The 22,383-nt window shown below is 60.5% G+C and carries 21 protein-coding genes; 11 read left to right on the top strand and 10 right to left on the bottom strand.

Annotated features, from left to right (window positions below):
• Positions 1–2: 2 nt before the first annotated feature.
• The gene (locus ACFVHU_RS06510) at positions 3–1,061 is read right to left on the bottom strand and encodes a YeiH family protein (RefSeq protein ID WP_388023266.1); all 1,059 of its coding nucleotides are present in this window, start codon (positions 1,059–1,061) and stop codon (positions 3–5) included.
• Positions 1,062–1,133: 72 nt separating this feature from the next.
• Between ACFVHU_RS06510 and ACFVHU_RS06505 the strand changes: the two genes are divergently transcribed.
• A complete protein-coding gene (locus tag ACFVHU_RS06505) occupies positions 1,134–2,066 on the top strand; it encodes a LysR family transcriptional regulator (RefSeq protein ID WP_332498846.1) in 933 nt (310 codons plus the stop codon).
• A gap of 126 nt (positions 2,067–2,192) precedes the next feature.
• Here the strand turns inward: ACFVHU_RS06505 and ACFVHU_RS06500 are convergent, their stop codons facing one another.
• The 4 genes from ACFVHU_RS06500 to ACFVHU_RS06485 form a co-directional block, all read right to left on the bottom strand.
• Positions 2,193–3,428 carry a PLP-dependent aminotransferase family protein gene (locus ACFVHU_RS06500; protein WP_388023262.1) on the bottom strand — a complete coding sequence of 412 codons (1,236 nt, stop codon included), beginning with the start codon at positions 3,426–3,428 and terminating at the stop codon, positions 2,193–2,195.
• Positions 3,429–3,857: 429 nt separating this feature from the next.
• Positions 3,858–4,247, bottom strand: coding sequence for a helix-turn-helix domain-containing protein (locus tag ACFVHU_RS06495; RefSeq protein WP_388023259.1), 390 nt, complete (start codon positions 4,245–4,247; stop codon positions 3,858–3,860).
• Positions 4,248–4,292: 45 nt separating this feature from the next.
• The gene (locus ACFVHU_RS06490) at positions 4,293–5,243 is read right to left on the bottom strand and encodes a formylglycine-generating enzyme family protein (protein ID WP_359185392.1); all 951 of its coding nucleotides are present in this window, start codon (positions 5,241–5,243) and stop codon (positions 4,293–4,295) included.
• A complete protein-coding gene (locus ACFVHU_RS06485; protein ID WP_332499316.1) occupies positions 5,240–5,869 on the bottom strand; it encodes a TetR family transcriptional regulator in 630 nt (209 codons plus the stop codon). Before ACFVHU_RS06485 ends, ACFVHU_RS06490 begins: the two co-directional genes overlap by 4 nt.
• Before the next feature lie 179 nt (positions 5,870–6,048).
• On the opposite strand from ACFVHU_RS06485, the gene ACFVHU_RS06480 reads away from it, so the two are divergent.
• From ACFVHU_RS06480 to ACFVHU_RS06440, 9 genes are all read left to right on the top strand, one after another.
• Positions 6,049–7,752, top strand: a complete 1,704-nt coding sequence (locus tag ACFVHU_RS06480) for an amidohydrolase (RefSeq protein ID WP_332499318.1) — start codon at positions 6,049–6,051, stop codon at positions 7,750–7,752.
• A gap of 21 nt (positions 7,753–7,773) precedes the next feature.
• Entirely contained in the window at positions 7,774–8,757 is a 984-nt protein-coding gene (locus ACFVHU_RS06475) for an ABC transporter substrate-binding protein (RefSeq protein ID WP_359185397.1), read from the top strand.
• Entirely contained in the window at positions 8,729–9,559 is an 831-nt protein-coding gene (locus ACFVHU_RS06470) for an ABC transporter permease subunit (protein WP_332499320.1), read from the top strand. Before ACFVHU_RS06475 ends, ACFVHU_RS06470 begins: the two co-directional genes overlap by 29 nt.
• Positions 9,556–10,332, top strand: coding sequence for an ABC transporter permease (locus ACFVHU_RS06465; RefSeq protein WP_388023254.1), 777 nt, complete (start codon positions 9,556–9,558; stop codon positions 10,330–10,332). The genes ACFVHU_RS06470 and ACFVHU_RS06465 overlap by 4 nt, the downstream gene beginning before the upstream one ends.
• Positions 10,329–11,150 carry an ABC transporter ATP-binding protein gene (locus ACFVHU_RS06460; protein ID WP_332499324.1) on the top strand — a complete coding sequence of 274 codons (822 nt, stop codon included), beginning with the start codon at positions 10,329–10,331 and terminating at the stop codon, positions 11,148–11,150. Before ACFVHU_RS06465 ends, ACFVHU_RS06460 begins: the two co-directional genes overlap by 4 nt.
• The gene (locus ACFVHU_RS06455) at positions 11,147–12,748 is read left to right on the top strand and encodes a sulfatase (RefSeq protein ID WP_388023251.1); all 1,602 of its coding nucleotides are present in this window, start codon (positions 11,147–11,149) and stop codon (positions 12,746–12,748) included. Before ACFVHU_RS06460 ends, ACFVHU_RS06455 begins: the two co-directional genes overlap by 4 nt.
• 363 nt (positions 12,749–13,111) lie before the next feature.
• Positions 13,112–14,287, top strand: a complete 1,176-nt coding sequence (locus ACFVHU_RS06450) for an NADP-dependent malic enzyme (RefSeq protein ID WP_388023248.1) — start codon at positions 13,112–13,114, stop codon at positions 14,285–14,287.
• A 175-nt stretch (positions 14,288–14,462) separates the two neighbouring features.
• A complete protein-coding gene (locus ACFVHU_RS06445; protein WP_359185406.1) occupies positions 14,463–14,906 on the top strand; it encodes a DUF4262 domain-containing protein in 444 nt (147 codons plus the stop codon).
• 73 nt (positions 14,907–14,979) lie between these two features.
• Positions 14,980–15,387, top strand: coding sequence for a DUF4262 domain-containing protein (locus ACFVHU_RS06440; RefSeq protein WP_181148764.1), 408 nt, complete (start codon positions 14,980–14,982; stop codon positions 15,385–15,387).
• 25 nt (positions 15,388–15,412) lie between these two features.
• Here the strand turns inward: ACFVHU_RS06440 and cycA are convergent, their stop codons facing one another.
• Positions 15,413–16,894, bottom strand: a complete 1,482-nt coding sequence (gene cycA, locus ACFVHU_RS06435) for a D-serine/D-alanine/glycine transporter (RefSeq protein ID WP_388023244.1) — start codon at positions 16,892–16,894, stop codon at positions 15,413–15,415.
• 608 nt (positions 16,895–17,502) lie between these two features.
• Here cycA and ACFVHU_RS06430 point away from each other — a divergent pair.
• Positions 17,503–18,348 (top strand): CoA ester lyase, encoded by an 846-nt coding sequence (locus tag ACFVHU_RS06430; RefSeq protein WP_105656257.1) that lies wholly within the window; start codon positions 17,503–17,505, stop codon positions 18,346–18,348.
• An 87-nt stretch (positions 18,349–18,435) separates the two neighbouring features.
• Here the strand turns inward: ACFVHU_RS06430 and ACFVHU_RS06425 are convergent, their stop codons facing one another.
• The 4 genes from ACFVHU_RS06425 to ACFVHU_RS06410 all read right to left on the bottom strand — a co-directional run bounded on the left by ACFVHU_RS06425 (position 18,436) and on the right by ACFVHU_RS06410 (position 22,296).
• The gene (locus ACFVHU_RS06425) at positions 18,436–19,926 is read right to left on the bottom strand and encodes a sodium:alanine symporter family protein (RefSeq protein ID WP_133834052.1); all 1,491 of its coding nucleotides are present in this window, start codon (positions 19,924–19,926) and stop codon (positions 18,436–18,438) included.
• Positions 19,927–20,153: 227 nt separating this feature from the next.
• Positions 20,154–20,276: a type B 50S ribosomal protein L36 gene (ykgO, locus tag ACFVHU_RS06420; protein WP_073707785.1), complete on the bottom strand. Its 123-nt coding sequence runs from the start codon at positions 20,274–20,276 to the stop codon at positions 20,154–20,156.
• Entirely contained in the window at positions 20,266–21,327 is a 1,062-nt protein-coding gene (locus ACFVHU_RS06415; protein ID WP_388023239.1) for a GTP-binding protein, read from the bottom strand. The genes ykgO and ACFVHU_RS06415 overlap by 11 nt, the downstream gene beginning before the upstream one ends.
• A 111-nt stretch (positions 21,328–21,438) precedes the next feature.
• Positions 21,439–22,296 carry a fumarylacetoacetate hydrolase family protein gene (locus tag ACFVHU_RS06410; protein ID WP_388023236.1) on the bottom strand — a complete coding sequence of 286 codons (858 nt, stop codon included), beginning with the start codon at positions 22,294–22,296 and terminating at the stop codon, positions 21,439–21,441.
• Between the last annotated feature and the right edge of the window lie 87 nt (positions 22,297–22,383).

Here is a 22,383-nt window from a genome sequence, read left to right as displayed (position 1 = left end):
GCCTAGGCCGGCGGGAACAGCAGGGTTCCGCCGATCGACACGGCGATGATCACCACGGTGGACAGCAACCCCAGCAGCAATGAACGTCCGCCGGTTTTTGCGATGCTGCGCAGGTGGACCCCGAGCCCCAAGGCGAACATGGCCGCGGCAAGCAGGAGCGTCTGCGCGCTGGCCGCAACTGCAAGCCACGCCTCGGGAACCAGCCCGGTGGTGCGCAGCAGCATTGCCGCCAGGAACCCGAGCACGAACAGCGGCACCAGTGGCGGGTTCTTGCCGCCTTGCACCGATTGGCGCCGCCGCATGTAGACGCCGACGCCGGCAATGATTGGAGCCAGCAGGACCACCCGGGCCAGCTTGACGGTCACCGCCACGGCCAAGGCGCCGGCACCTACCGAACCGCCGGCGGCGACGACTTGTGCGACCTCATGGGTGGACGCGCCGATGAGCATGCCGATGCTGCGTTCATCCAGCCCGAGCAGCAAGCCCACCGCGGGCATGAGCGGAATCATCAATGTCCCGAAGAGCACTACCAGCCCGATCGCGGTGGCGACCTGATCCTGCTTGGCCTTGACGACGTTCTCTGCGCCTGCGACCGCGGCGGCACCGCAGATGGAGAAGCCGGTGGCGATGAGCAGGCGCTGCGGCAGATCCATGCCGAGCTTCTTGCCGATCCACAAGGTGGCCAAGAACGTGATGCCAACCGAGAGGGCCACCACCAGCAGTACCCCGGGGCCCAGGCCGAGGATGGTGCCCAGCGAGAGCTGCAAGCCCAGCAGCACAATGCCCAGGCGCAGCAGCTTCTTGCCGGCAATTGCCGTGCCGGGGGCAAAAGCCTGCGGGACCGGGGCAAGATTGCGCCACAGCGCACCGAGCAGGATAGCTAGCAGCAGGGCGCTCAGGCCATGGATGTAGCGGCTGGCGAACATGCACAAGATGCCGGCGGCAAGGCAGAGGAGCAGTCCCGGAAGAGCAGGAGCAAAACGCGAAGCAGGTTTTCGATGTCCGGACTGGTCAGGTTTGGAGATGGCAGATTCTTCGACGGGACTTGTGGAGTCGTGCATGGAAATAATTCTTCTCCGGCTTGGCGAATTGCGGTATACCACTTCTTGCTATCGCGGACATATGATCATGATATGGAAAGCAGCTCGTCATCTCTCGAAGACATTGCCCGCTGGATTCAACCCTCCTCATTGGAGTTGCTGGTCGGCATCGCCGATCACGGGAGCCTGAGCGCCGGTGCCCGTGCGGCCGGGATGGCGCAGCCAAATGCGACCCGCGCATTGAAAACGTTGGAGCGCCGGCTGGGATACCAGCTTGTGGCACGCAAGACCACCGGATCGCGCTTGACGGCAGAGGGAGTGCTGACTGTCCAGTGGGCTCGTGAAGTCCTGTCCAGCCTGGAAGCCTTCGCCGCTGGCGCGCGCTCGCTGGCTGAAACCGGAGAGGGAGAGCTGGAATTCGGAGCCAGCATGACGGTGGCAGAATTCTTGGCGCCAAATTGGATCGGACTACTGCATCGCGCCCTGCCACGAGTCATCCCTCGAATGAAGATCATGAATTCCCATGACGTTATTCGTGCAGTGCAGCAGGAGGAATTGGGACTAGGATTCGTGGAAACCCCGCACATTCCTCTGGGCCTGAAAAGCCGGCAGGTACTTCACGATGAAATGCTCGTGGTCACGTCGCCTTCACATGCTTGGGCACAACGGAAGGAACCGCTGAGCCTGCACGAATTGCAAAGCACGGCGCTGATAGAACGCGAGGAAGGCTCCGGCACCCGGGCATTCTTGGATTACATTGCCCATGCCGAACGCCCGAATCCGGTCGCTGTCTTCAACTCGAACGCAACGATTTGCCAGTGCGTGGCGCGCGGAATGGGGCCCGCTGTGCTCAGCCATTTGGCGGTAGAGAGCCAGTTGGAGCAGGGGCTGCTCGTCGAGATCCCGTTTGATGGGCCGGCGCTGTTGCGCGAGCTGCGGGCGATATGGCCTGCGCACCGTGTCTTGAAAGCGACCGAGCAGAAGCTGCTTGAGATTTCCGTGGAATCACGGATTGCGCAGGGCTAGCCGGAGATCCAGCCCCGGCTTGGATCTGTGCGGACTTGGCCAGGAGGCGGACAGCAAGCTTCCCATCAAGGATGAAAGAGCGGCCATTTGTACCGGGCCGTGAGCTCCCGGTACAAGCCTCCGGACTTAGAGTTTGGAGATCTCGTTCTTGAGCAGGCCCGACAGACGCTGGACGCCTTCGTCGATGGTCCTCTCGTCAACGGAGCAGAAAGCCAAGCGCAGCTTGTTGTCGGCCTGCCCGCTCGGGCTGAATGCCGCGCCTGGAATGAAAATGACCCCGGCCTTCACGCCCTGCTGCAGCAGCGCGTAGGTGTCAATGCCTTCAGGCAAGGTCAACCAGACGAAGAAGCCGCCTTCGGGACGAGTGTGGGTGACACCTGCCGGCAGGTACTTGGCCAATGCTTCGAGCATCGCGTCGCGGCGGGAACGGTACAGGTCGTTGTACTTGGTGATCTGCCCCTTCCAGTCATGCTCGTTGAGGTAGGCGCTGATGATCATCTGGTTCAAGGTCGGTGGGCACAGGGCTACCGCCTCGCCGGCCAGGTAGAAGCGGCGGAAAAGGTGGGTCGGGACCGCGGCCCAGCCGATGCGCAGGCCGGGCGCGAAGATCTTGGAGAAGGAACCCATGTAGATGACGTTTTCCGGGTCCAGACTCCGCAGGGTGGGCGCAGGGGCTCCTTCGTAGCGCAGCATTCCGTACGGGTTGTCTTCCAGGATCAGGATGCCGGCTTCGCGGCAGATGTCCACGATTTCCTGGCGGCGTTCGGCCGCCAGAGTGATCCCTGATGGGTTGTTGAAGTTCGGGATGGTGTAGAGGAATTTGATGCGCTCGCCGGCGGCGCGCAATTCGGCGATGCGCGCACGCAAGGCATCAGGAATCAAGCCATTTGCATCGGTGCCCACGGGGCGGGCGGACACCTGGTAGGCCTCGAAGGTATTCAGGGCCCCGACGTAGGTCGGATCTTCGCAGAGCACAGTGTCTCCGGGATTGCAGAAGACCTTGCAGGCCATGTCCTGTGCTGACTGGGAGCCGTTGGTGACCACGACATCTTCGACCCCCACGTTCGTGATGCCTTCAGCTGCCATGACATCGATAATTTGTGCACGCAGTTCAGGAGTGCCAAGTCCGGAGCCATATTGCAATGCTTCGGGGCCCTGCTCGACGATGATGCGCCGGGCCATTTCACCGACCTTTTCCAGCGGGAGCAGCTGCAGGTAGGGGTTGCCTCCGGCCAGGGAGACCAGGGAAGGGTCCAAGGAGAGCTCGAATACGTCGCGCACCGCGGACTGCTTGATTCCGGCCGCGCGCTCGGATAGCAAGGATTCGTGCGAAGTGGTCAGCGGTTCTGATGCGGTGGTCATGGTTCTCCTCGGCAAGGCTCCCGGGGCGGGGGAGCGGGGTTCCTGCGCTGGGTGCGGCACAAGAATTGTTTTCAAATAGAATACTTTGGTATTCCAGCAGGAAATTCAAGGCTTGGCAAGAGCTGAGTTTTCAACCACGTGATTCTTTGCTCCAGGCGAGGCGTTGCGTTCCTCAATCTTCAGCTGGCCCAACGCCGCATTGACGCGGCCGTGAAGTTTCTCGGAAAGGTTTCGCGGTTAGCTCCCGGCCAGCCAGCACTGCCGGACCAAGAGGACCAGCAAATCGACGCAGCCCGCCGAAGCCCGGAAATACCCAAGACCGGGAGGCGCCCATCCATGCGAACAGGGAATAATCCGGGACCCTGATCAGCAGGCGATCCCATCACCCGACTTCCTGCGGGCCGCTGGCGTATTCGCCGGCTGGTTGGCTCACTTCTCGGTTTCGGTGCGGGAATCCAGCCAAGACTGGATGGCGCTTGGGCGAATGCTGCGATGCGTTCCACGGTATTCCACCGGAATAATCCCCGCATCGGCCAGCTTGCGCAGGTAGCTGTTGGAAATCCCGGCCATTTGGGCTGCTTGGGAAGTATTAAGGAGCAGCTCGGGTGTGCCGATGCTGACGGACTCGCCATCTGCAAACCGTGAAAGCACCTCGATCAGCGCCTGGTGCGCTTCTTTGGGCAACTTCAACGCGGTGCCGTTGACGAACACGGTCGTGTCATCCGACTCGTCCAGCGCGCGGCGTAGCCGCGCGGTGGTCTTCTCATCTAACGCCTCGAAGGTGCGGACCCTGCCCAGTGCTGAAGTTGGTGATGCCATGCTTTCATTTTGCCTGAGACCTGCCGATCTTGGCGAGACGCGCGACTAAGGTCCCGAGCCAACGGTCCTGAAACCGGTGTTGCTGCTAGCAGAATCGGCAGTATTGCTGCTTCGCGCCGAAACCCGGTACCGGTTGCAGTACGAGTCATGGCATAAGTGCGAGCCTCCGCGCATGACCCTGCCTTGACCGATGGTCGGCCCCTGGGGATTGCCCACCGGGCTGTTGCGGTAGTACTTGGGCAGGAACCAGTCTTGGCACCACTCCCAGACGTTGCCTGCCATATCGAACAGGCCCACCGGGTTTGGCGGATAGGTGCCCACCGGGGAAGTACCCAAATAGCCGTCTTCCAAGGTGTTTGATTCGGGGAAACTGCCCTGCCAGATATTGCACTGGTGCACCGCCCCTGGAGCCAGCTCATTTCCCCAGGCATAGCGTTGCCCGGGGACCAGGCCACGAGCGGCGTACTCCCACTGCGCTTCCGTTGGCAGGGAACGCCTGCTCCATTTGCAATAGGCCTGTGCATCGTTCCAAGAAACCTGCACGACCGGGTGCTCGGGGATATCCTGCCAATTCGACTGGGAGCCGGCGGGGTTGCGCCAGCTGGCACCGCGGACACCGAGCCACCATGGCGCACCTCCGGCTGGGCCGAGCACGTCTTGGCGGGGTGCTGCAAGATAGGCGTGGAAAACCGCGGAGTAGCCCAGCCGCTCGGATTCGCTGCGGTAGCCGGTGGCGTCCGCGAAACGGGCGAATTCGGCGTTGGTGACAAGAGTGGCATCCATGGTAAATGCATCGACCTTGACCCGATGCACGGGCAGTTCGCCATCGGCCGCGTAGCCTTCGTCGAAATGGTCGCCCATCATGAACTCGCCGCCGGGAAGGCTGATAAGGCCAGTGGATCGGGGCGCCGTATCCGTTCCGGATTCCTCGGCAGTGGGCCCTGGGTGGTTTCCGGGCTGCGATCCAGTCCGCTGCGGAGCGCAGCAGGCGCTCATGCTATCTGCTCTGGGTTGGCAGGGATCAGCATGTGCTTGATGCTCGTGCAAAGCTGGTCGATGAGTCGGGCGGAACGTTCCAGATCAGGATCGGAGATGTGCTGGAGGTTGATCCCGTCGATGCTGGCGATCAGCATCCGCGCTACGGTGTCCAGATCCGTCTTGACCTTGAGTTGGGAACGCTCGGCCGCGTCCCGGAAAACGGCGCTGGTCGAGCAGACCCAAGCGTCGTACATCGACCGGTTGATCCTGTTCGATTTCTCGATCTCTTCTGGATCGGCCAGCCGGGTAGCTCGCAGCAACAGTTCGAAGGTGGTGACCTGCTCGTGCGGGGCGTTGAGCATGCGCCGCCAAACGCGGCGGATGTGCAAGTCCACGGCTTCGGCCAGACCGACATTCTCCGGGATTGGATCGAGCTCGCGTGCATAGTCCCGGCTCAAGTGGTTGTATACCTCGTCCAGCAGCTCATCCTTGCTGCGGAAGCAGTAGTGCAAGGCCGCCAATGGGGCGCCAGCTTCAGTGGCAATGCGCCGGGTAGTGGCAGCAGCAATTCCTTCAGAAGCGATCACGCGTGCGGCCGCCTCGATGAACTGCCTGCTGCGGTCTTCTACTGATATGCGCGCCATGATTCCCGTCCCGAAAACTACTCTCCATTTGGACTCTAGCCGATAGGCCTAAGCCCTTCGTGGAAGTCAAATAAATTAATTTGTTGCCAAAGCTGGTCAAATGACTAAGTCATACGACATACTACTTGAAGTTGTTGCGCAAGTCACATGCTGGCGCAGTCTTCAAAGGAGAGGGAATCATGGTCGATCACGTTGCCCAGCTGATAGTCCATTCGGGAGTTGTCCCGGATATCGGGCTGTCGGCACAATGCGATGCAGTCGAACGTGTCGGGCGTCCCACGGCCGTAGCAATTCGCGACGGGCGGATTATCGCCGTGGGCGACGATCAGCTGCTCCAGCTGGCTGGCCCGGAAACTATGGTGATCGATGCGCAGGGCGGAGCCATCCTTCCAGGACTGAACGACGGCCACCTGCATTTCTCGGCCAGCGCGATGATCCGCCACGCACACCTTTCGGTGGCCGGTGCCGCGGACTGGGACGAGGTGGCCGACCTCCTGGAGAATGCCGAACCCGACGCCAGCGGATGGATCAGGGCCGCGCACTGGGATGAAGCCAGCCTGGGCTCCGACGGAGCGAGTGCCGTCCTCGCGGCCAACAAGCGCTGGCCGGTCGTCGCTTTCGACAAGACCGGGCACCAGGTGATGGTCAACGCCGTGGCTCTTGGGATTCTAGGGCTCCAACGCATCTCAGCACCTGTTCCCGGCGGCGTTATCGGACGGCTGCCCGATGGGTCGCCTAGTGGGCTCTTTGGTGATGCCGCCATGCAACTGGTCAATAACGGGTTGCCGGAATTCGCAGAAGAGCAATTGCGCGAGGCCTTTGCCAAGCACCAGCAGGAGCTGCACGCCTGCGGGATCACTTCGCTCACCGAGCCGGGCCTCGGGCCGGGCGGCAAGACATTGATGGCCGCCAGCTGCAGCACCCAGTCCCTGGAGATTCTGGCGAGCATGGCCCGGGACGGGCAACTGAGCTTGCGCATCAATGCCTTGCTGCTGTTCACCGGCACCGGTGGCGAATCGTTGCAGGCGGTGCGCCGGGGGTTGGCCAGCAAATTGACGACTGCCACCGACGGCATCGACCCGCTGCGCCTGCGCATTGCCGGGGTCAAGGTCTTCGCCGACGGCATCCCGCGCTCGGGTACATCCTGGTTCCACGACGAATACCAGCTGCCTTGCGGGCACGGGCACGGCGCTCTGGTCCTGCAGGGCGAAGACGACGAGCAGAAAGTGGCCGAATTCCGCCAGATCATTGCCGAGATCGATGCGGCTGGTCTGCAAGCGGGTGTGCACGTCACTGGCGATGCTGCCACAGAAGCGCTTATCGAGGCGGTGGAGCATCTCGGCGACGCAGGGCAGGTCCGGGATCGCAGGCACTACATCATTCACGGAGCCTTCCGCGAGCCGGAGCTGCTCCAACGGGTGCAGCGCGCGGGGATGGGGTACAGCACCAATCCCAAGATCCGCGCAGATGCGGGGGCATTGCAACTTGCCTTGCTCGGCCCGGAGCGCTTCGCCCAGCAGCAGCCGCTGGCAACCGCGGCCGAGCTGGGCGTCGCAGCCTCGCTGGCTTCGGATGCACCGGTTACCGATCCGGATTGGCGCAACAGTGTCATCGCGGCCGTTACCCGGGATACGAGTGCAGGCGCTGGCACAGGAGAAGCTGAGCGGATCAATTTGGCCCAGGCGCTGGCTATGATGACCCAGACTCCCTCATGGCAGGACCATGCAGAGAACGACAAGGGGCGCATTGCGGTCGGCCAGCTCGCCGACCTGTGCATCTTGCGAGACCCCTTGTCCGAGGATGTGCGCCAACTACATCAGAATCCCACGACCCACACCATCGTCAATGGCGACATAGTGCATCGGCTCGACTCGCCCAACTGAGAAATATCCGGAGAAAATGACATGAAAAAACGAACTCTGGCAGCAGCCGCCCTGCTCGCCATCACTACCTCCCTGGCTGCCTGCTCCGCTGATAGCGGCAGCGGCAACAACAACGAGAAGCTCACTATCGGCATCATCGGCATTAGTTCCGATGCAGCTATCCAGACCGCGATTGACGAGGGCTACTTCAAAGAAGAAGGCTTGGAAGTAGAAACCACGGTCGTCGCCAATCCGCCTGCCGGAATCGCGGCGGCTCAATCCGGGCAACTGGATGTGGCCTACACTCCGTCCATCCCGCTGCTCAATGCACTGTCGCAGGATGTCAAGCTGTCGGTCATCGCCGCAGCGGATGGCTACGCTGAAGGCGCCGTTGATTCCATGGAGTCCGATTCGGTGGATGACACCGGGCTGTACATCCAGCCGGACAGCGGCATTTCCCGGGCCCGGGACCTGGCTGGCAAGAAGATCGCCGTGCCGGCGCGCAAGGCTCAGATCGAGGTTACCGTAGCCGACATGGTGGAAAAGGACGGGGGAAACCCAGAGAGCATTAATTGGATGGTGCTGGACCCGGCCAGTTCCCTGCAGTCCCTGCAGCAAGGCCGCGTTGACGCAGCCGGGCTGGTAGCTCCTTTTACCAACAACGCAAAGTCCGAGGGCATGGAGCTGCTAGGTAGCCCGGGAGTCGAGTTCTTCGAAGATGGCGCGGTAGGCCTCTGGGTAGCCGGAGCCGGGCAGGTCAGCGGCGATGGTGAACGCATGGCCGCATTCCAGCGGGCCATCTACAAGGCGAATGCCTACGCCAACGAGAACATGGAAGAAATGAAGTCCAAGGCGGCCGAGATCACCGGCATCGATCTGGAAACCATTAAGAACGGTGCCGATTCCTACTGGCCAACCGAGGTGGACATCGCCGACTTGCAACGCGTCGACGCGAAGCTGGCAAAGCTCGGCTACCTGAAACAGGAGGTGGGTCTCGATGAATCGCTTATCTTCGAATCAGAGTAGCCCGCGCACCGCGGTCTGGCAGCTGGACTACGAGTCGGCGCCAATCAAGCTCGGATTGGGGCTGCTCGGCGCGCTGCTTTTACTGGGCCTTTGGCAACTGGCTGCACTACGCGGGACCTTCGGCAGTGGCCTGCCCAGCGTCGGTGCCACAGCCAGCGAGCTGGCCCGCTTGATCGGTGATCCCGAATTCTGGGCAGAAACGGCAACAACTATCTGGCTTGCCGCATTAGGCATGGTGATCGCGTTGGCCGCCGGGATCCTGCTCGGGTTGCTGCTGGGCACCGTCGACTGGTTGCGCCATGCCTCCCGAGCAATGACCGAATTCCTCAAGCCCATCCCGCCGATTGTCGTGCTGCCGCTGTGCGTGATGATTTGGGGGCCGACCAGCACCATGGCCCTGGTGCTGGTGATGATTGGCACCGTCTTGGCCACCACCATCCAGGTTGTCGCCGGAGTCAACGACACTGACCCGGTAGCCATGGATACCGCGCGTTCCTTCGGAATGGGCCGCGCCGAGCGGCTGCTGCGGATCACCTTGCCTTCGGCTGCTCCCTATATCGGCACCTCGGTGCGCATCGGAGCTCCGGCAGCGCTGATTATTGTCGTGGTCGCCGGCCTGCTGGGTGGTGCCCCGGGACTTGGCAGTGCCATCTACCAGTCCCAAGCCGCAGGGGACTTCCCTCGGACCTACGCCCTGGTGCTGGTGCTCGGGGTGCTCGGTCTGCTGGCCCAGAACCTGTCCGGCGCGATCGAGCGGCGGGTGCTGCATTGGCACCCCGCGTTCCGGAAGGAAGCGAAATGAAACGCCACCTGTTCAATATCATCTTGTCCATCGCGACGCCGCTGCTGCTGATCCTGGCCTGGTTCAAGCTCTCCAGCCAGTCGACCAGCCCGTTCTTCCCGCCGCTTGGCGAGATTCTGGCCCACTTTGCTGATTTATGGCTCTTCGAGCATTTCGCCAGCGACATCGTCCCGAGCCTGCGCAATTTGGTGCTCGGCTTCCTGCTGGCCGCAGTGCTGGGCGTGGTGCTCGGCTTCGTGCTTGCCACGGTGCCGTTGCTGCGTGCCCAGTTCGAACCCTCGCTGCACCTGTTGCGCGGAATCCCGCCGGTAGCGCTGGTGCCGATCCTGATTACGCTGGTAGGTTTCACCGATCAGATGCGCATTTCGTCGATTGTGATCGCAGCGGTATTCCCGACGCTGATCGCCACGATGGACGGGATCAAGGCAGTGGATTCATCGCTGAAGGATGTATGCACCGTCTACCAGCTGGACCGCAAGGACCGATTGTTCTCCGTCTATCTGCCCTCGGCCGGACCGCAGATCGCCGCAGGCATGCAAGTGAGTTTGCTGGTGGCCTTCATCGTCATGATCGCCTCGGAAATGATGGGCACCGCCCAGGGCATCGGAGCGATGACCCTGCTGGCGCAGCAGACCTTCATGGCCGCCGACATGTGGGCTGGGATCCTGCTGCTCGGGCTAGTCGGCTTCCTGGGCAACATCCTGTTCGACCTCGTCAAGAACCGGGCATTGGCCTGGTATATCGGTTCCAAGAAAATGGAGAAAGTATCGTGAACTCCACCATCCACACCCCAGCGCAAACCGAATCCGCTGAAGCGGCCGTCGCCCGGCTTGAAGTCCAAGGACTGGCAAAGACCTACGGCTCCGGTCCGAAGGCCGTTGAAGTCATCGAGGACCTGACTTTTTCGGTCAATGCCGGTGAAGTCGTTTGCATCGTCGGCCCCTCTGGTGTCGGCAAAACGACCCTGCTCAAATGCTTGGCCGGCCTGCAACCCTCCAGTGGCGGGACTATGAAGATCGACGGGCGCCAGGTTTCCGGCCCGCCACCTGAAATGGCCTTGGTGTTCCAGGATTATTCCCGATCCCTGATGCCTTGGCTGACCGTGGAGAAAAACCTGCAGCTGCCCCTGCGCCACCTGCATCTGCCGGCCGCGGAAATGCGCTCCAGGACCAAGGAGGCGCTGGACGAGGTGGGCCTGTCCCACGCGGCCAAACGATATCCCTGGCAGCTGTCCGGCGGCATGCAGCAGCGCGTAGCCATCGCCCGCGCCCTGGCCTATCGCCCGGAAATCCTGATCATGGACGAGCCTTTCGCCTCGGTGGACGCGCAGACCCGCTTCGAACTCGAGGACCTGTGCCTGAAAATCCGAGACGAGCTGGGCATGACGATTCTGCTGGTCACGCACGATATCGACGAAGCGGTGTACCTCTCCGATCGGATTGTCGCCATCGGGAACAAACCGGCCCGCGTCCTGGAAATTCTGCCGGTTGAACTGCCACAACCCCGTGACCAGATCGGCACCCGGGCCTTACCGGCCTTCTCCGGCTTGCGCACCGAAGTGCTCTCGCTTATCCGGAAGTCCGCAGCATGAGCCCGGAGCGGGCTGCGCGCCCGAACATCCTGGTGTTCATCGCCGATCAGCTGCGAGCCGACCATCTGGGCGCCTACGGTAACAGTGAAGTGCGCACGCCGAATTTGGATCGTCTGGCGCAGAGCTCCACGGTGTACGAGAACGTGCACGTGGCGAACCCTACCTGCATGCCCAACCGCGCCAGTTTGCTCACCGGACGCTGGCCCAGTGCTCATGGCACGCAGTACAACGGGATCCCAGTGGACCCCGAAGCATCCACTTTCGTACGCCAGCTGGCCCGTTGCGGCTACCGCACGTCGGCCGTGGGCAAGCTGCACCACCAGAGCATGGGCTGGGATTTCGAACCGGAGCAACTTGACCAGATCAAAGCCAGCGCACCCAAGCTGATGGACACGGGCGTCGCGGATGCCTATTCGCGCCGGCGCGAAGCAGGCTGGGACCAATGGGAAAACCGCGCGCGCCATGCAGCTGGCTTCCTGCCCCTGCCCGATGACTATTACGGCTACCAGGATGTCGATCTGGTCATCGGGCACGGAGACGCGCCGGGCGGGCACTGGGAGCACTGGGCCCGCGAACGCGGTGTCGACCCTGACCAGCTGGGGGGACCTGTGGCTGGCAGCAAGGTCCTGGAAAGCTGGGAGCAGGTGTACGCGTCTTCGATTCCCGCTGAGGTGCACCCTACCCGATATATCGGGGACAAGGCCGCCGGCAGGATCCGTCAGGCAGCGGAGCAGGAGGATCCCTTCTTCATGTTCGTATCCTTCCCGGACCCGCACCATCCATTTGCCCCGCCGCATGAATACGCGCACCGTTACGATCCTGCGAGCCTTTCATTGCCGGTGGGCTTCGACCAGGACCACTCGCGCTCGCCGGCGCATATCCAAAAAATGCTCGAGCGCCGGGGAGAGCCCAACGCTGACCCGACTATGTCTTTTGCGGTGACCGAGGAGCAGTACCGTCTGGCGGCCGCGGCGCAATACGGCCTGATCGAATTCATGGACGAGCAGGTCGGACGAGTGCTGGATACCCTGGAAGAAACCGGCCAAGCTGCAAACACCATCGTGGTCTTCACCTCGGATCATGGTGACCTTTTCGGTGATCATGGGTTGATGCTCAAGCATTTCGTCCACTACCGCGCAGTAACTCGCGTGCCCTTGCTGATCCACATGCCTCGACAGGCCACGGAACGGCGTAGCAATCAGCTCGTATCCAGTGCCGATTTGGCGCCGACCTTCATGGACCTCGCGCAGGTCCCGGGTTTCAGGGGCATCCAGGGCCAGAGCTTGGTGGAAGAAGGCCAGTTGGGGCTGGGGAAGGAGAATAGAGCCTTGCTGATTGAGGAAGACCAGCCATTTTCTCTGGATGGACTTCGCGCTCCTGTGCGCATCCGTTCGGTGGTCACCGCAGAGGGAAGACTAACGAAGTATTTCGGCACCAGCGATTACGAGCTTTATGACCACCGCTGCGATTATGACGAATTAGAAAATCTCGCCGGGTTACAGCAGGGCCAGCAGCTGCTCCAGACTCTGGAAGCCGCGCTCGGCGAACAACTAGTGAATCTAGCTTCAGATCAGGTCAGGCCTGAATTCGCGGCGTAAATAGAAGTGTTCTAAGGGCGGCGGGGTCTGTCGGCGATTGCTGCATGCTCCGCCGTTCATGTTCCATATCCGGGATAAGCGGTCTTGTCACACGGTGAGCGGTTCCCGTATGGTGGAAAACGTAGGTCTAAAGAAAGTACTGACCAGCCATCTTCCGGCACACCATGACGGATCCTTCAGCCTCACCCGGCGGAGCCCCTCTGGGAATTGTGTACATGGAAGCCTGACGCCCTCCTTAATTGCCTGTGGGTCACGCTCCATTGCGGTCGGATGAATGGTCATGCGCGTTCCTACGCTCTGCCACCAATTTCGTGGGTACTGCGTTTTCGTCAATCAGAACTTTCTTGAAAGAAGAGCTATTCAATGTCTGTTGAATCCACTAAAGACCTGTCCACCATCACCGACGAAGAGATTTTCGACGCCCATCTTGGCGGCAAGCTTTCCGTCTCATCGCAAATGCCGCTGAACACCAAGCGCGACCTGTCCATCGCCTACACGCCGGGTGTAGCCAAGGTATCCCAGGCCATCGCAGATGATCCAGCCAAGCACGCCACCCACACCTGGGCCTCCCGTCTGGTCGCTGTCGTTTCGGACGGCACCGCGGTGCTGGGCCTGGGCAACATCGGCGCCGCTGCCTCGCTTCCGGTCATGGAAGGCAAAAGCGCCCTGTTCAAAGAATTCGGCGGTCTGGATTCGATCCCGCTGGTATTGGACACCACCGACGTCGATGAAATCGTCGAAACCGTCATTCGCCTGCGTCCGAGCTTCGGCGCCGTGAACCTGGAAGACATCTCCGCCCCGCGCTGCTTCGAAATCGAAAAGCGCCTGATCGAGGCGCTGGATATCCCTGTTATGCACGATGACCAGCACGGCACCGCGGTGGTGGTGCTGGCAGCTCTGATCGGCGCGGCCCGCCAGACCAAGCGCGACATCAGCTCGTTGAAGGTCGTCATCTCCGGTGCCGGTTCGGCTGGCGTCGCCGTCACCAACCTGCTGCTTTCGGCCGGCGTGGATGACGTCATCGTGCTCGACTCGTGTGGCACCATCCACCGCGAACGAGACGACCTTAATCCGGTCAAGGCCGACCTGGCCAGCCGCACCAACCGTGAAGATGTCATGGGTGGCCTGGCTGAGGCACTGGACGGCGCGGATGTCGTAGTGGGACTTTCCTCATCGACCTTCGAAGAAGCTGCCGTGGCGAAGATGAACAAGGACGCCATCATCTTCGCGCTGTCCAACCCGACCCCGGAAATCATGCCGGATGCTGCCGCGAAGTATGCAGCCGTGGTGGCCACTGGCCGCAGCGACTTCCCGAACCAGATCAATAACGTGCTGGCCTTCCCGGGCATCTTCCGCGGCGCCCTGGACTCGGGTGCCAAGAAGATCACCGAGGGCATGAAAGTCGCCGCGGCCCATGCCATTGCCAACCTGGTTGGTGATGATCTGGCAGCGGATTACATCATTCCTTCGGCAACCGATGACCGCGTGATGCCTGCTGTAGCCGCGGCTGTGGCTGCGGAAGCAGAAAAGGCCAAGTAGAAAAAGCTGGCGAAAAAGCACTGCCTGCAACGACTCGTTGCGGGCAGTGCTTTTTTCATGCGCCGGGCTGTTCTGAGGCCGTTGTCTTGGGATATCCACAATCGTAGAAAGTTCCTGCCGGGGCGATGAATTCGCGCCACACTTGCTGGCATCAGATCAACCAAGGAGGAATGCGATGAGTAATCCTGAAGGCGTCCATCTCAGTGTCCGCAGCTCGTTGCCCGAAATGCAGCTACTTGGCTTTGTTGCGCTGCGCGAAATATCAGAGAAGGGGTATGTCGTAGTGCTCAGCACTATGGCAAAGCAGCAACAGGTCCTGGGGTACACACTGGGATTGGCCAAACGAGGGCATCCTGAAATCGTCAGTATCGGTGGAGACGAAGATGATGTTTTCGGGCTTCTCGCGCATCTGGCGTCACAAGTCGTCGAGCACGGACAAGTCTTTTCCGAGGGTACCCACAACACATCGCTATTTAGCGAGCTCATTTTCTCGGAGCCAGAGGCGGAACTGCACACTCTTCCACTCACCAGTCTGATCCTTGGCGACACCCCGATAAGAACCTTGCATTGCAGGGAACCCAGGGACTTCGCCGTGATCCAGAAACAGTCTGCTCACTAGGAACCGCGCCGCATCGTCAAAAGATGAGCAGGCCGAGGAGAGGAACCTGACCATGTGCGATATGTGCAATGGCATGACACGCAAGCAACTGGAAGCCCTGATCGACCAGCGGATCCGCGACTACGGACATGAAGTGATTTTTGTTGAGTCGGACCGGATCAGCCCATCGCTTGCCTACACCGTTGGCCTGAGTCGCATCGGGCACCCAGAATTCCTTGTTCGAGGGCTGGACATGGATGACAGCATCCAGATGCTCAACGGATTTTCTGCGTCCGTGCTGGAATGGAATGAGGTTTTCGCCCACGGGCACACCGGCCGCTGGAAGGACGGAACACTGTTGTACTTCTCCAAGATCAGTACCGGGATCCGCAAGCAGGTGCCCTTGGCTTATCAGAGATACGGAGAAAGCCTGGGGCTGCTAGAAGTCCTACTCGTCGGCAGGGATATCCCTTACGAATATGTAGTTGCCCGGCACAATTAGGCCCTTGGCATCCTTTGCCAAGGGCCTAGCTTCGCCGATGGATTGCAGCGGCCTCGTTCTCCGCGCGGACTTTTGCCCGATGTGCTGCGCGCAGAGCCTGATGGCCATCGGATTTGCGCACCTTCAGGTAGAACATTCCAACTACCAGGAACCACAGGGGCGTAGCCAGCAACGCAGCACGCGTATCGGCCTGCGTGGTCAATGCCCACAGGACGAATACGAAGAAAGCTAGGACCATGTACGGGGCTCCCATGCCGCCGGGGACCTTGAACTTGGAGGCATCATGCAGCTGCGGGCGGCGCTTGCGGAAGGCCAAATAGCTGATAAGGATCATTGACCAGACGAACATGAAGCACAGGGCAGACACCGTGGTCACCAACGTGAAGGCCTGGGCTACGGAGTCACCCGCGTACAACAGCACGACGGCAGCAAGAAGGAAAATGCAGGAGAACAGCAACGCATTGCTTGGCACCTGCGTGGCAGAAAGCTTGCTGAACTTCCGCGGAGCGTCTCCGTCTTGCGACAGGGCGTACAGCATGCGCGATGTTGAATAGATCCCGGAATTTGCACTTGAAGCGGCGGCCGTCAGCACGACAAAGTTGACCAGACCCGCAGCTGCGGCCAAACCAGCCATCGAGAACATGCTAACGAATGGCGATGCATCCGCGGAGAACTTGTACCAGGGGGTGACGGCCATCAGGACGGTCAAGGCACCGACGTAGAACAGGATCACGCGCAGCGGAATGGAATTGATGGCCTTCGGGAGATTCTTTTCAGGATCCTTGGTTTCAGCCGCGGCCGTACCTACCAATTCAATGCCGACGAAGGCGAAAACGGCGATCTGGAAGCCTGCGACGAAGCCCATGAAACCAGTGGGGAACATGCCACCGTGCGCCCACAAGTGGGCGAAAGAAGCGGTGTCTCCCTCGGGAGAACTGAATCCGGTGGCAATCATTGCCAAGCCGCAAACGATCAATGCCAGGATTGCAACGATTTTCACCAATGAGAACCAGAACTCGGTTTCACCAAAAGCCTTGACGGTGGGCAGGTTCAGCCCGACCAATAGCAGGATGCAGCATAGCGCCGGGAGCCATAGCGGGATCTCGGACCACCAGTAGGCGACATACTGGGCGATCGCGACTACGTCCGCAATGCCGGTGACGACCCAGCAGAACCAATAGGTCCAGCCGGTGAAGAAGGCAGCCCAAGGTCCCAAGAGATCGCCGGCAAAATCTGCGAAGGTCTTGTAGTTCAAGTTGCTGAGCAGGATCTCGCCCATGGCACGCATGACGAAAAAGAGCATGAAGCCGATGATCATGTATACGAAGATGACCGACGGACCAGCAGCGGAAATGGTCTTGCCGGAGCCCATGAACAATCCGGTGCCGACCGCTCCGGAGATCGCCATGAGCTGGATGTGCCTGCTGGACAGTCCGCGCTCAAGATTCGTTCCATCGGAAACGGTTTTCAGTTGCGTGGAATCGATCGCCACGGCTGCACCTTTCATGAGCAGATCCCTTCGGTTTTTCGAAGGAGACGGCCTGCTTCGAAGGAGAACGAGACCGCTGAAAGAGGTTATCGCAGATATATTGACCAGCTATATTTGTTCGTCACCTTGGACTGCGAGCAAGCTTAACAGTTGTGAAGTTGGTTATACGCCACTGGATTCGGGTAGGTAGTCCGCTGCTTCGCGCAGTGGCCAGATGGGCTGAACCTGCACTTGAATGGGGCATTTGGTTGCTGCTGGACCTCCGGGTGGCAGCCTGTGTCCGAGAATGAAGCCGCAGGAAACTATGCGAAGGAAATCCTCCGGTTCCGGCGAATGGAGTTAGCGGGAGGCAGTTGATCTGCAGAATCAGAACCACCGATGATCAATTCCCGCGTTTCCAGCCTGCGGTAGGATTTCGGAAATGGCAGAACGCGGGAGCCCGTGGAGCGCCGCAGGCAACACTGCATCCATGCTCAGCTCCACTGCGCAGAAGGCTACCCGGTTCAGGTTGGTGCCGTGCATCCGGACTGCTCCAGTGCTGCATTCCGCGCCTTTCGGTTCACTTGAAGCAAATACTGTACATGGCCAGTGGAAGCTTGGAGGGCCGAGTGAGTAGTGTAGGACGTATGGCATTCCGAAATCGTCGAGCTGCGGCTCTTCCTGCAAAATTGTCCCGTTCCTGGCTCTTGGTCAATGCGGCCAAGGAGGAAACTTTCGCTCCTTCACTGGCTTGTGAAGCGGACTCGGTGATTTTTGACATGGAAGCTGCCGTTCCTGACGACCAGAAGATCCAGGCTCGCGACAACGTAGTGCGAGCACTGTCCAATGGCATGACTGCGTGGGTACGCGTCAATGGCATTGACACTGATTTCTGGGCCGATGATCTTGCCGCGCTGTCGGGAACTCCCGGCCTGCGTGGAATCATGCTGGCCATGACCGAGCAGCCTGAACAGGTTACCTACAGCGCAATGCGGCTTCGCGCGGGTACTCCCGTCCTGGCCTTGATCGAAACCGCTTTGGGTATCGAGAATGCTACGCAGATCGCTTCGGCCCCGGGTACCTTCCGCCTAGCGTTCGGCATCAACGACTTCCGCAAGGACACCGGTGTCTCCGACGACCCGATGGCATTGGCCTACGCACGCGGACGGCTCGTGATCGCTTCGCGTGTAGGCAAGCTGCCTGGCGCTATCGATGGACCGCCACCGGCAGGTGCCGACGCCGCCAAGGTGACGGAGGAAACTCGCATCACCGCCTCCATGGGCATGACCGGCAAGCTGTCGTTGTCCACCGATCACGTTGATGGCATCAACGCCGCATTGGCACCCAGTGAAGACGAGCTGTCTTGGGCCATGGAACTGCTCGAAGCGCACGCTGCCGGCGCTTCGGTGGGCGATGGCTCATACCTGCCGCGTCTGGCCCGTGCCCAGAAGATTGCCGACCTGGCCGACTCCTACGGCCTGTGGAACGCCTAAGCCTCTAGCTGTCTTCCAATAGCAAAGAACCCGTCCAGCATCTGGTATCAATCAGATGCTGGACGGGTTCTTTGCTGTTTGCGGAGCCTATGCCTCGTGGGCACCGCGGTTGCGCGAGGAACCGACGACGTCGCCAGCCTTCCATTCAGCCCAACCCGGACGCTCATTCATGAAGTCCTCGATCTGCGCCTTGTTGGCTTCCAGCTTCGGGTCATGCTTGAGGTACCAGCGGGTTTCGCGGGCCACCATGCCCGAGAGGATCAGCAGGCCGATCAGGTTCGGCAGCGCCATCAGGCCGTTCATCATGTCCGAGAAGTTCCAAACGGCGGTCAGCTCGGTGGTGCAGCCTACGTAGACGACCAGCGAGAACACGATGCGGAACGGCATCACGAGCTTGCGGCCGAAGAGGCGCTCGATGTTCCGCTCGCCGTAGTAGCACCAGCCCAGGATGGTGGAGAAGGCGAACATGACCAGGCCGACGGTCACAATCCAGTGGCCCCACTGTCCGGGCAGGCCATTGGTGAATGCCTGGCCGGTCATCAGTGCAGCGGAGATCTGCTCGCCGGTTTCCCCATCGAGCATCTTCCAGGTACCTGTCGTGATGATGACCAGGCCGGTGCAGGTAACAACGATGATGGTGTCGATGAAGGTCTGGGTCATGGAGACCAGTCCCTGGCGAACCGGGTGGGTGGTCTGTGCCGAAGCGGCGGCGATCGCTGCTGAACCCATGCCGGACTCGTTGGAGAAGATGCCGCGGGCCACACCATACTGGATAGCAATGATGATGGCCGAGCCGACGAAGCCGCCCACTGCCGAGGTGCCGGTGAAGGCATCGGTGAAGATCTCGCCGAAGGCGGCAGGAATGCCGCCCACATTGGCGATCAGGATGTAGATCGATGCTGCTACGTAGAAGACGATCATTACTGGAACGAAACCAGCGGTAACGCGGCCGATGGACTTGATGCCGCCAACCAATACGGCGATGGACAGCACGGTTAGGATCACGCCGGTAACCCAAGGGGTCACATGGAAGGAATTATCCAAGTTGGCGGCAATCGAGTTGCCCTGGGTCATGTTGCCGATGCCGAAGCTGGCCAGGGTGGCAGCGATAGCGAAGAACAGGGCCAAGAACTTGCCCAACGGTCCCTTGACGCCGCGTTCCAGGTAGTACTGCGGACCGCCGGACTTTTCGCCTGCGGCGTCGGTGCCGCGGAAGCGCACGCCCAGATACGCCTCGGTGTACTTCGATGCCATGCCCAGCAGGCCGGTGACCCACATCCAGAACAGGGCGCCCGGACCACCGATGCCGATGGCGGTTGCGACACCGACGATGTTGCCGGTGCCAACGGTGGCGGCCAGTGCTGTAGTCAGTGCCTGGAACTGCGAGATATCGCCTTCTGCCTCGGCATCCTTGCGCTTGAGCAGGCCAAGGCGCAGGGCTGCAGCGAGCTTGAAGAATTGCAGGCCGCCCAAACGGATAGTCAGGTACAGGCCAGTGCCCAAAAGTAGCGGGATGAGGACAAACGGTCCCCAAATGACGGAGGAAATATCTCCGAAGAGAGCGCCCAAATCGTCCATGGATTTAACATCCTTATTTGCGAGTGACTGATGATCAAGAGTCTCAAGCCAGAAGCCGATCCCCTTATGTGAGTGCCATCATATGACAAGGGGAGAGCCGTGTCACAAAGCGCGCTGGACGATGCCATGTCCGGTTCGTTAACTTAATTTCACGAAAAGGCCAGGGGTTCGGGCTGGCTGCTGCATTGCCGGCATCCACTGACGTGGACGCCGGCAATTTCCGGGATTCAGCCCTGCCGTGCTTTCATGCGCGGATTCTTCTTGTTGATCACGAATACGCGGCCTCGTCGTCTCACTACCTGGGAGCCGGGCGCCTTCTTCAGTGCACGGATGGAGTTCCTAACTTTCATGCCATTCACCTCCTTCATGATGTGCGGAGCTGAACAGGTCCTTGAGTTCTTCCTCGGTGACCTGGCATTGCTTGAAGACCGTCTCGATCTGCGAAGCCTCGTGTTCGGATCCGTAGAGCAGCAATTCCGAGACGGCGATATTCGAGTTCCACGCTCCGGTGTTTTCCATCCAGATGCGTGGGCCAGCTCCGCCGATGGCTACGCGCTCGCTGAGCGCACTAGCCACCCAGAGGATGCCGCGGATGCACGTGCAGGATTCGGCCAGGGAAGGAAGGGCCTGGCGGAAGCGCTCGGGATGAAGCGGACGCTCGGCGTGCAGGCGGATCGGCATAGTGCGAGCATTGGTTGCCGTTCGCGGCAGGTGCCCGGCGCTGGTGCGTTGGCGCGCTGCTCCGGGGTGGAAGGAGCCGAGTCCTTCTGCGTGCACGCAGATATGCGCATGCGGTGCCATCTGCCGAGCTAATTCGAGGCCGGCTTCAAAATCGGGGCCGCCCGCGCGCCGCGGACCGGTGGCACTTTCGAGCAGCTGGGTTTCCAGGCCTTCGACCGGAATGAGGGTATCTGCCTGCATCAATTCGGTGAAGAAGAACTCTCCCGACGTCCTGGCATCGCGTTCCATGGCGTTGAATCCCGATTCCCAGAGGGTGTGCCGGTCCCACATCTGGTTTTCCAATTCGGCGGGATCCAGGGACAAGACGATGCTGCTGATCCGGATTTCCAATGGTTCGAGCTTTGTGCCCAGCATGTCCAGCACCGTTCCGCTAGGCCATGTGGCGGGCAACGCCAGGATCATTGTGGCCTCGGAATCTTCGGGGGCCAGGCGTTGGATCGTCGGCAGGATCTCGAACTTAGTCGCACAGCCGATGCAGGGGTGCCCAAGAACGGTTTCGGCATGTTCTGCGGCTGCAGATCCGGAGACGTGGCGCACCAGCCGATTGCCGTCGACGAAGTCATAGCACAAGATGACGGCATCAGGATGGTGGTGTCCCAGGTGGCTGAGGCCGGAGTCGCGGCTGGAAGTATCAAGTGCGGAGAGAACGATGAGATTCACGCGTTCAAGCTTATATGAGAATGAGTCTCAATAGCAAAATTGTGAACGGGGCCTAATGCCTCAGGGGCCCGCCCGCAACTGCGGACAGGCCCCCGGAAACACCGAGAAAAATCAGTTCTGCGGCGCGTTGAAAACTACCGCAGAGGTACCCAGGCCTTCGATCGAGGTTTCAAGTGCATCGCCGTGCTTGAGCCACGGGTGACGCCCATTCTCGTCGCGGCGGCCCAACGCAACACCAGAGGGCGTACCCGTCAGGATGACGTCGCCAGGCTGCAATTCATTGAACGTCGAAAGGTAGGAAACCAAGGCGTCAGCCGAGAAAATCAGATCATCGATCTGTTCGTCCTGCACCACGGTGCCATTGACTGTGCTGGTAATGCGGGCGGCGGGATCCAGCTCATCCGGGGTTACGAGCCACGGGCCCAGGGGAGTGGAGCGATCCCAGATCTTGCCCTGCAGCCACTCTTGGGTGCGGCCCTGGTAACCGCGCATCGACACATCGCTGGCCACGGCGTAACCCGCAATATGCGCGGCAGCATCCTCCTGGCTGATGCGGCGACCCGGCTTGCCGATAATGATGGCCAGCTCTGCTTCGTAATCCACCCGGTGGTCTTCCACTGGAATTTCGATGGTGTCCTTGGCACCGCATAGGGTGGAAGCGAACTTCGCGAACACCGTCGGATACTTCGGCAGGTCTTCGCCGACCTCGGCCGCATGCGTCTTGTAGTTCAACCCGATGCAGTAGATTTTCTCCGGCTTGGGGATCAGCGGAGCGTAGTCGGCTTCGCCCTCGGCGATGGAATCACCCACCAAAGCGCGAGCAACTACTTCTTGCTGAGTTGCGTCATCAAGACGCAGGAAACGCTGCACTGAATCGAGGTTGTCCAAGTAGTAGGCGCGGCCATCTTCAATGACAGCAGCGGTGGTATGGCCTGGTTCGCTGGCGAGGCGGAGCGTTGCAAGTTTCATGAATCTATCTCACTACACTTTTCGCTGAAAGTGCACCATATTTCGTGATCGGCAATTGATAGCAATTGGCCTTAAATACGGCCGAGC

Source organism: Glutamicibacter sp. NPDC127525 (assembly GCF_042672105.1).
Taxonomy (GTDB): Bacteria; Actinomycetota; Actinomycetes; order Actinomycetales; family Micrococcaceae; genus Glutamicibacter.
The sequence above is the reverse complement of the archived record's forward strand: the minus strand, read 5'-3'. Positions and strand labels throughout refer to the sequence as shown.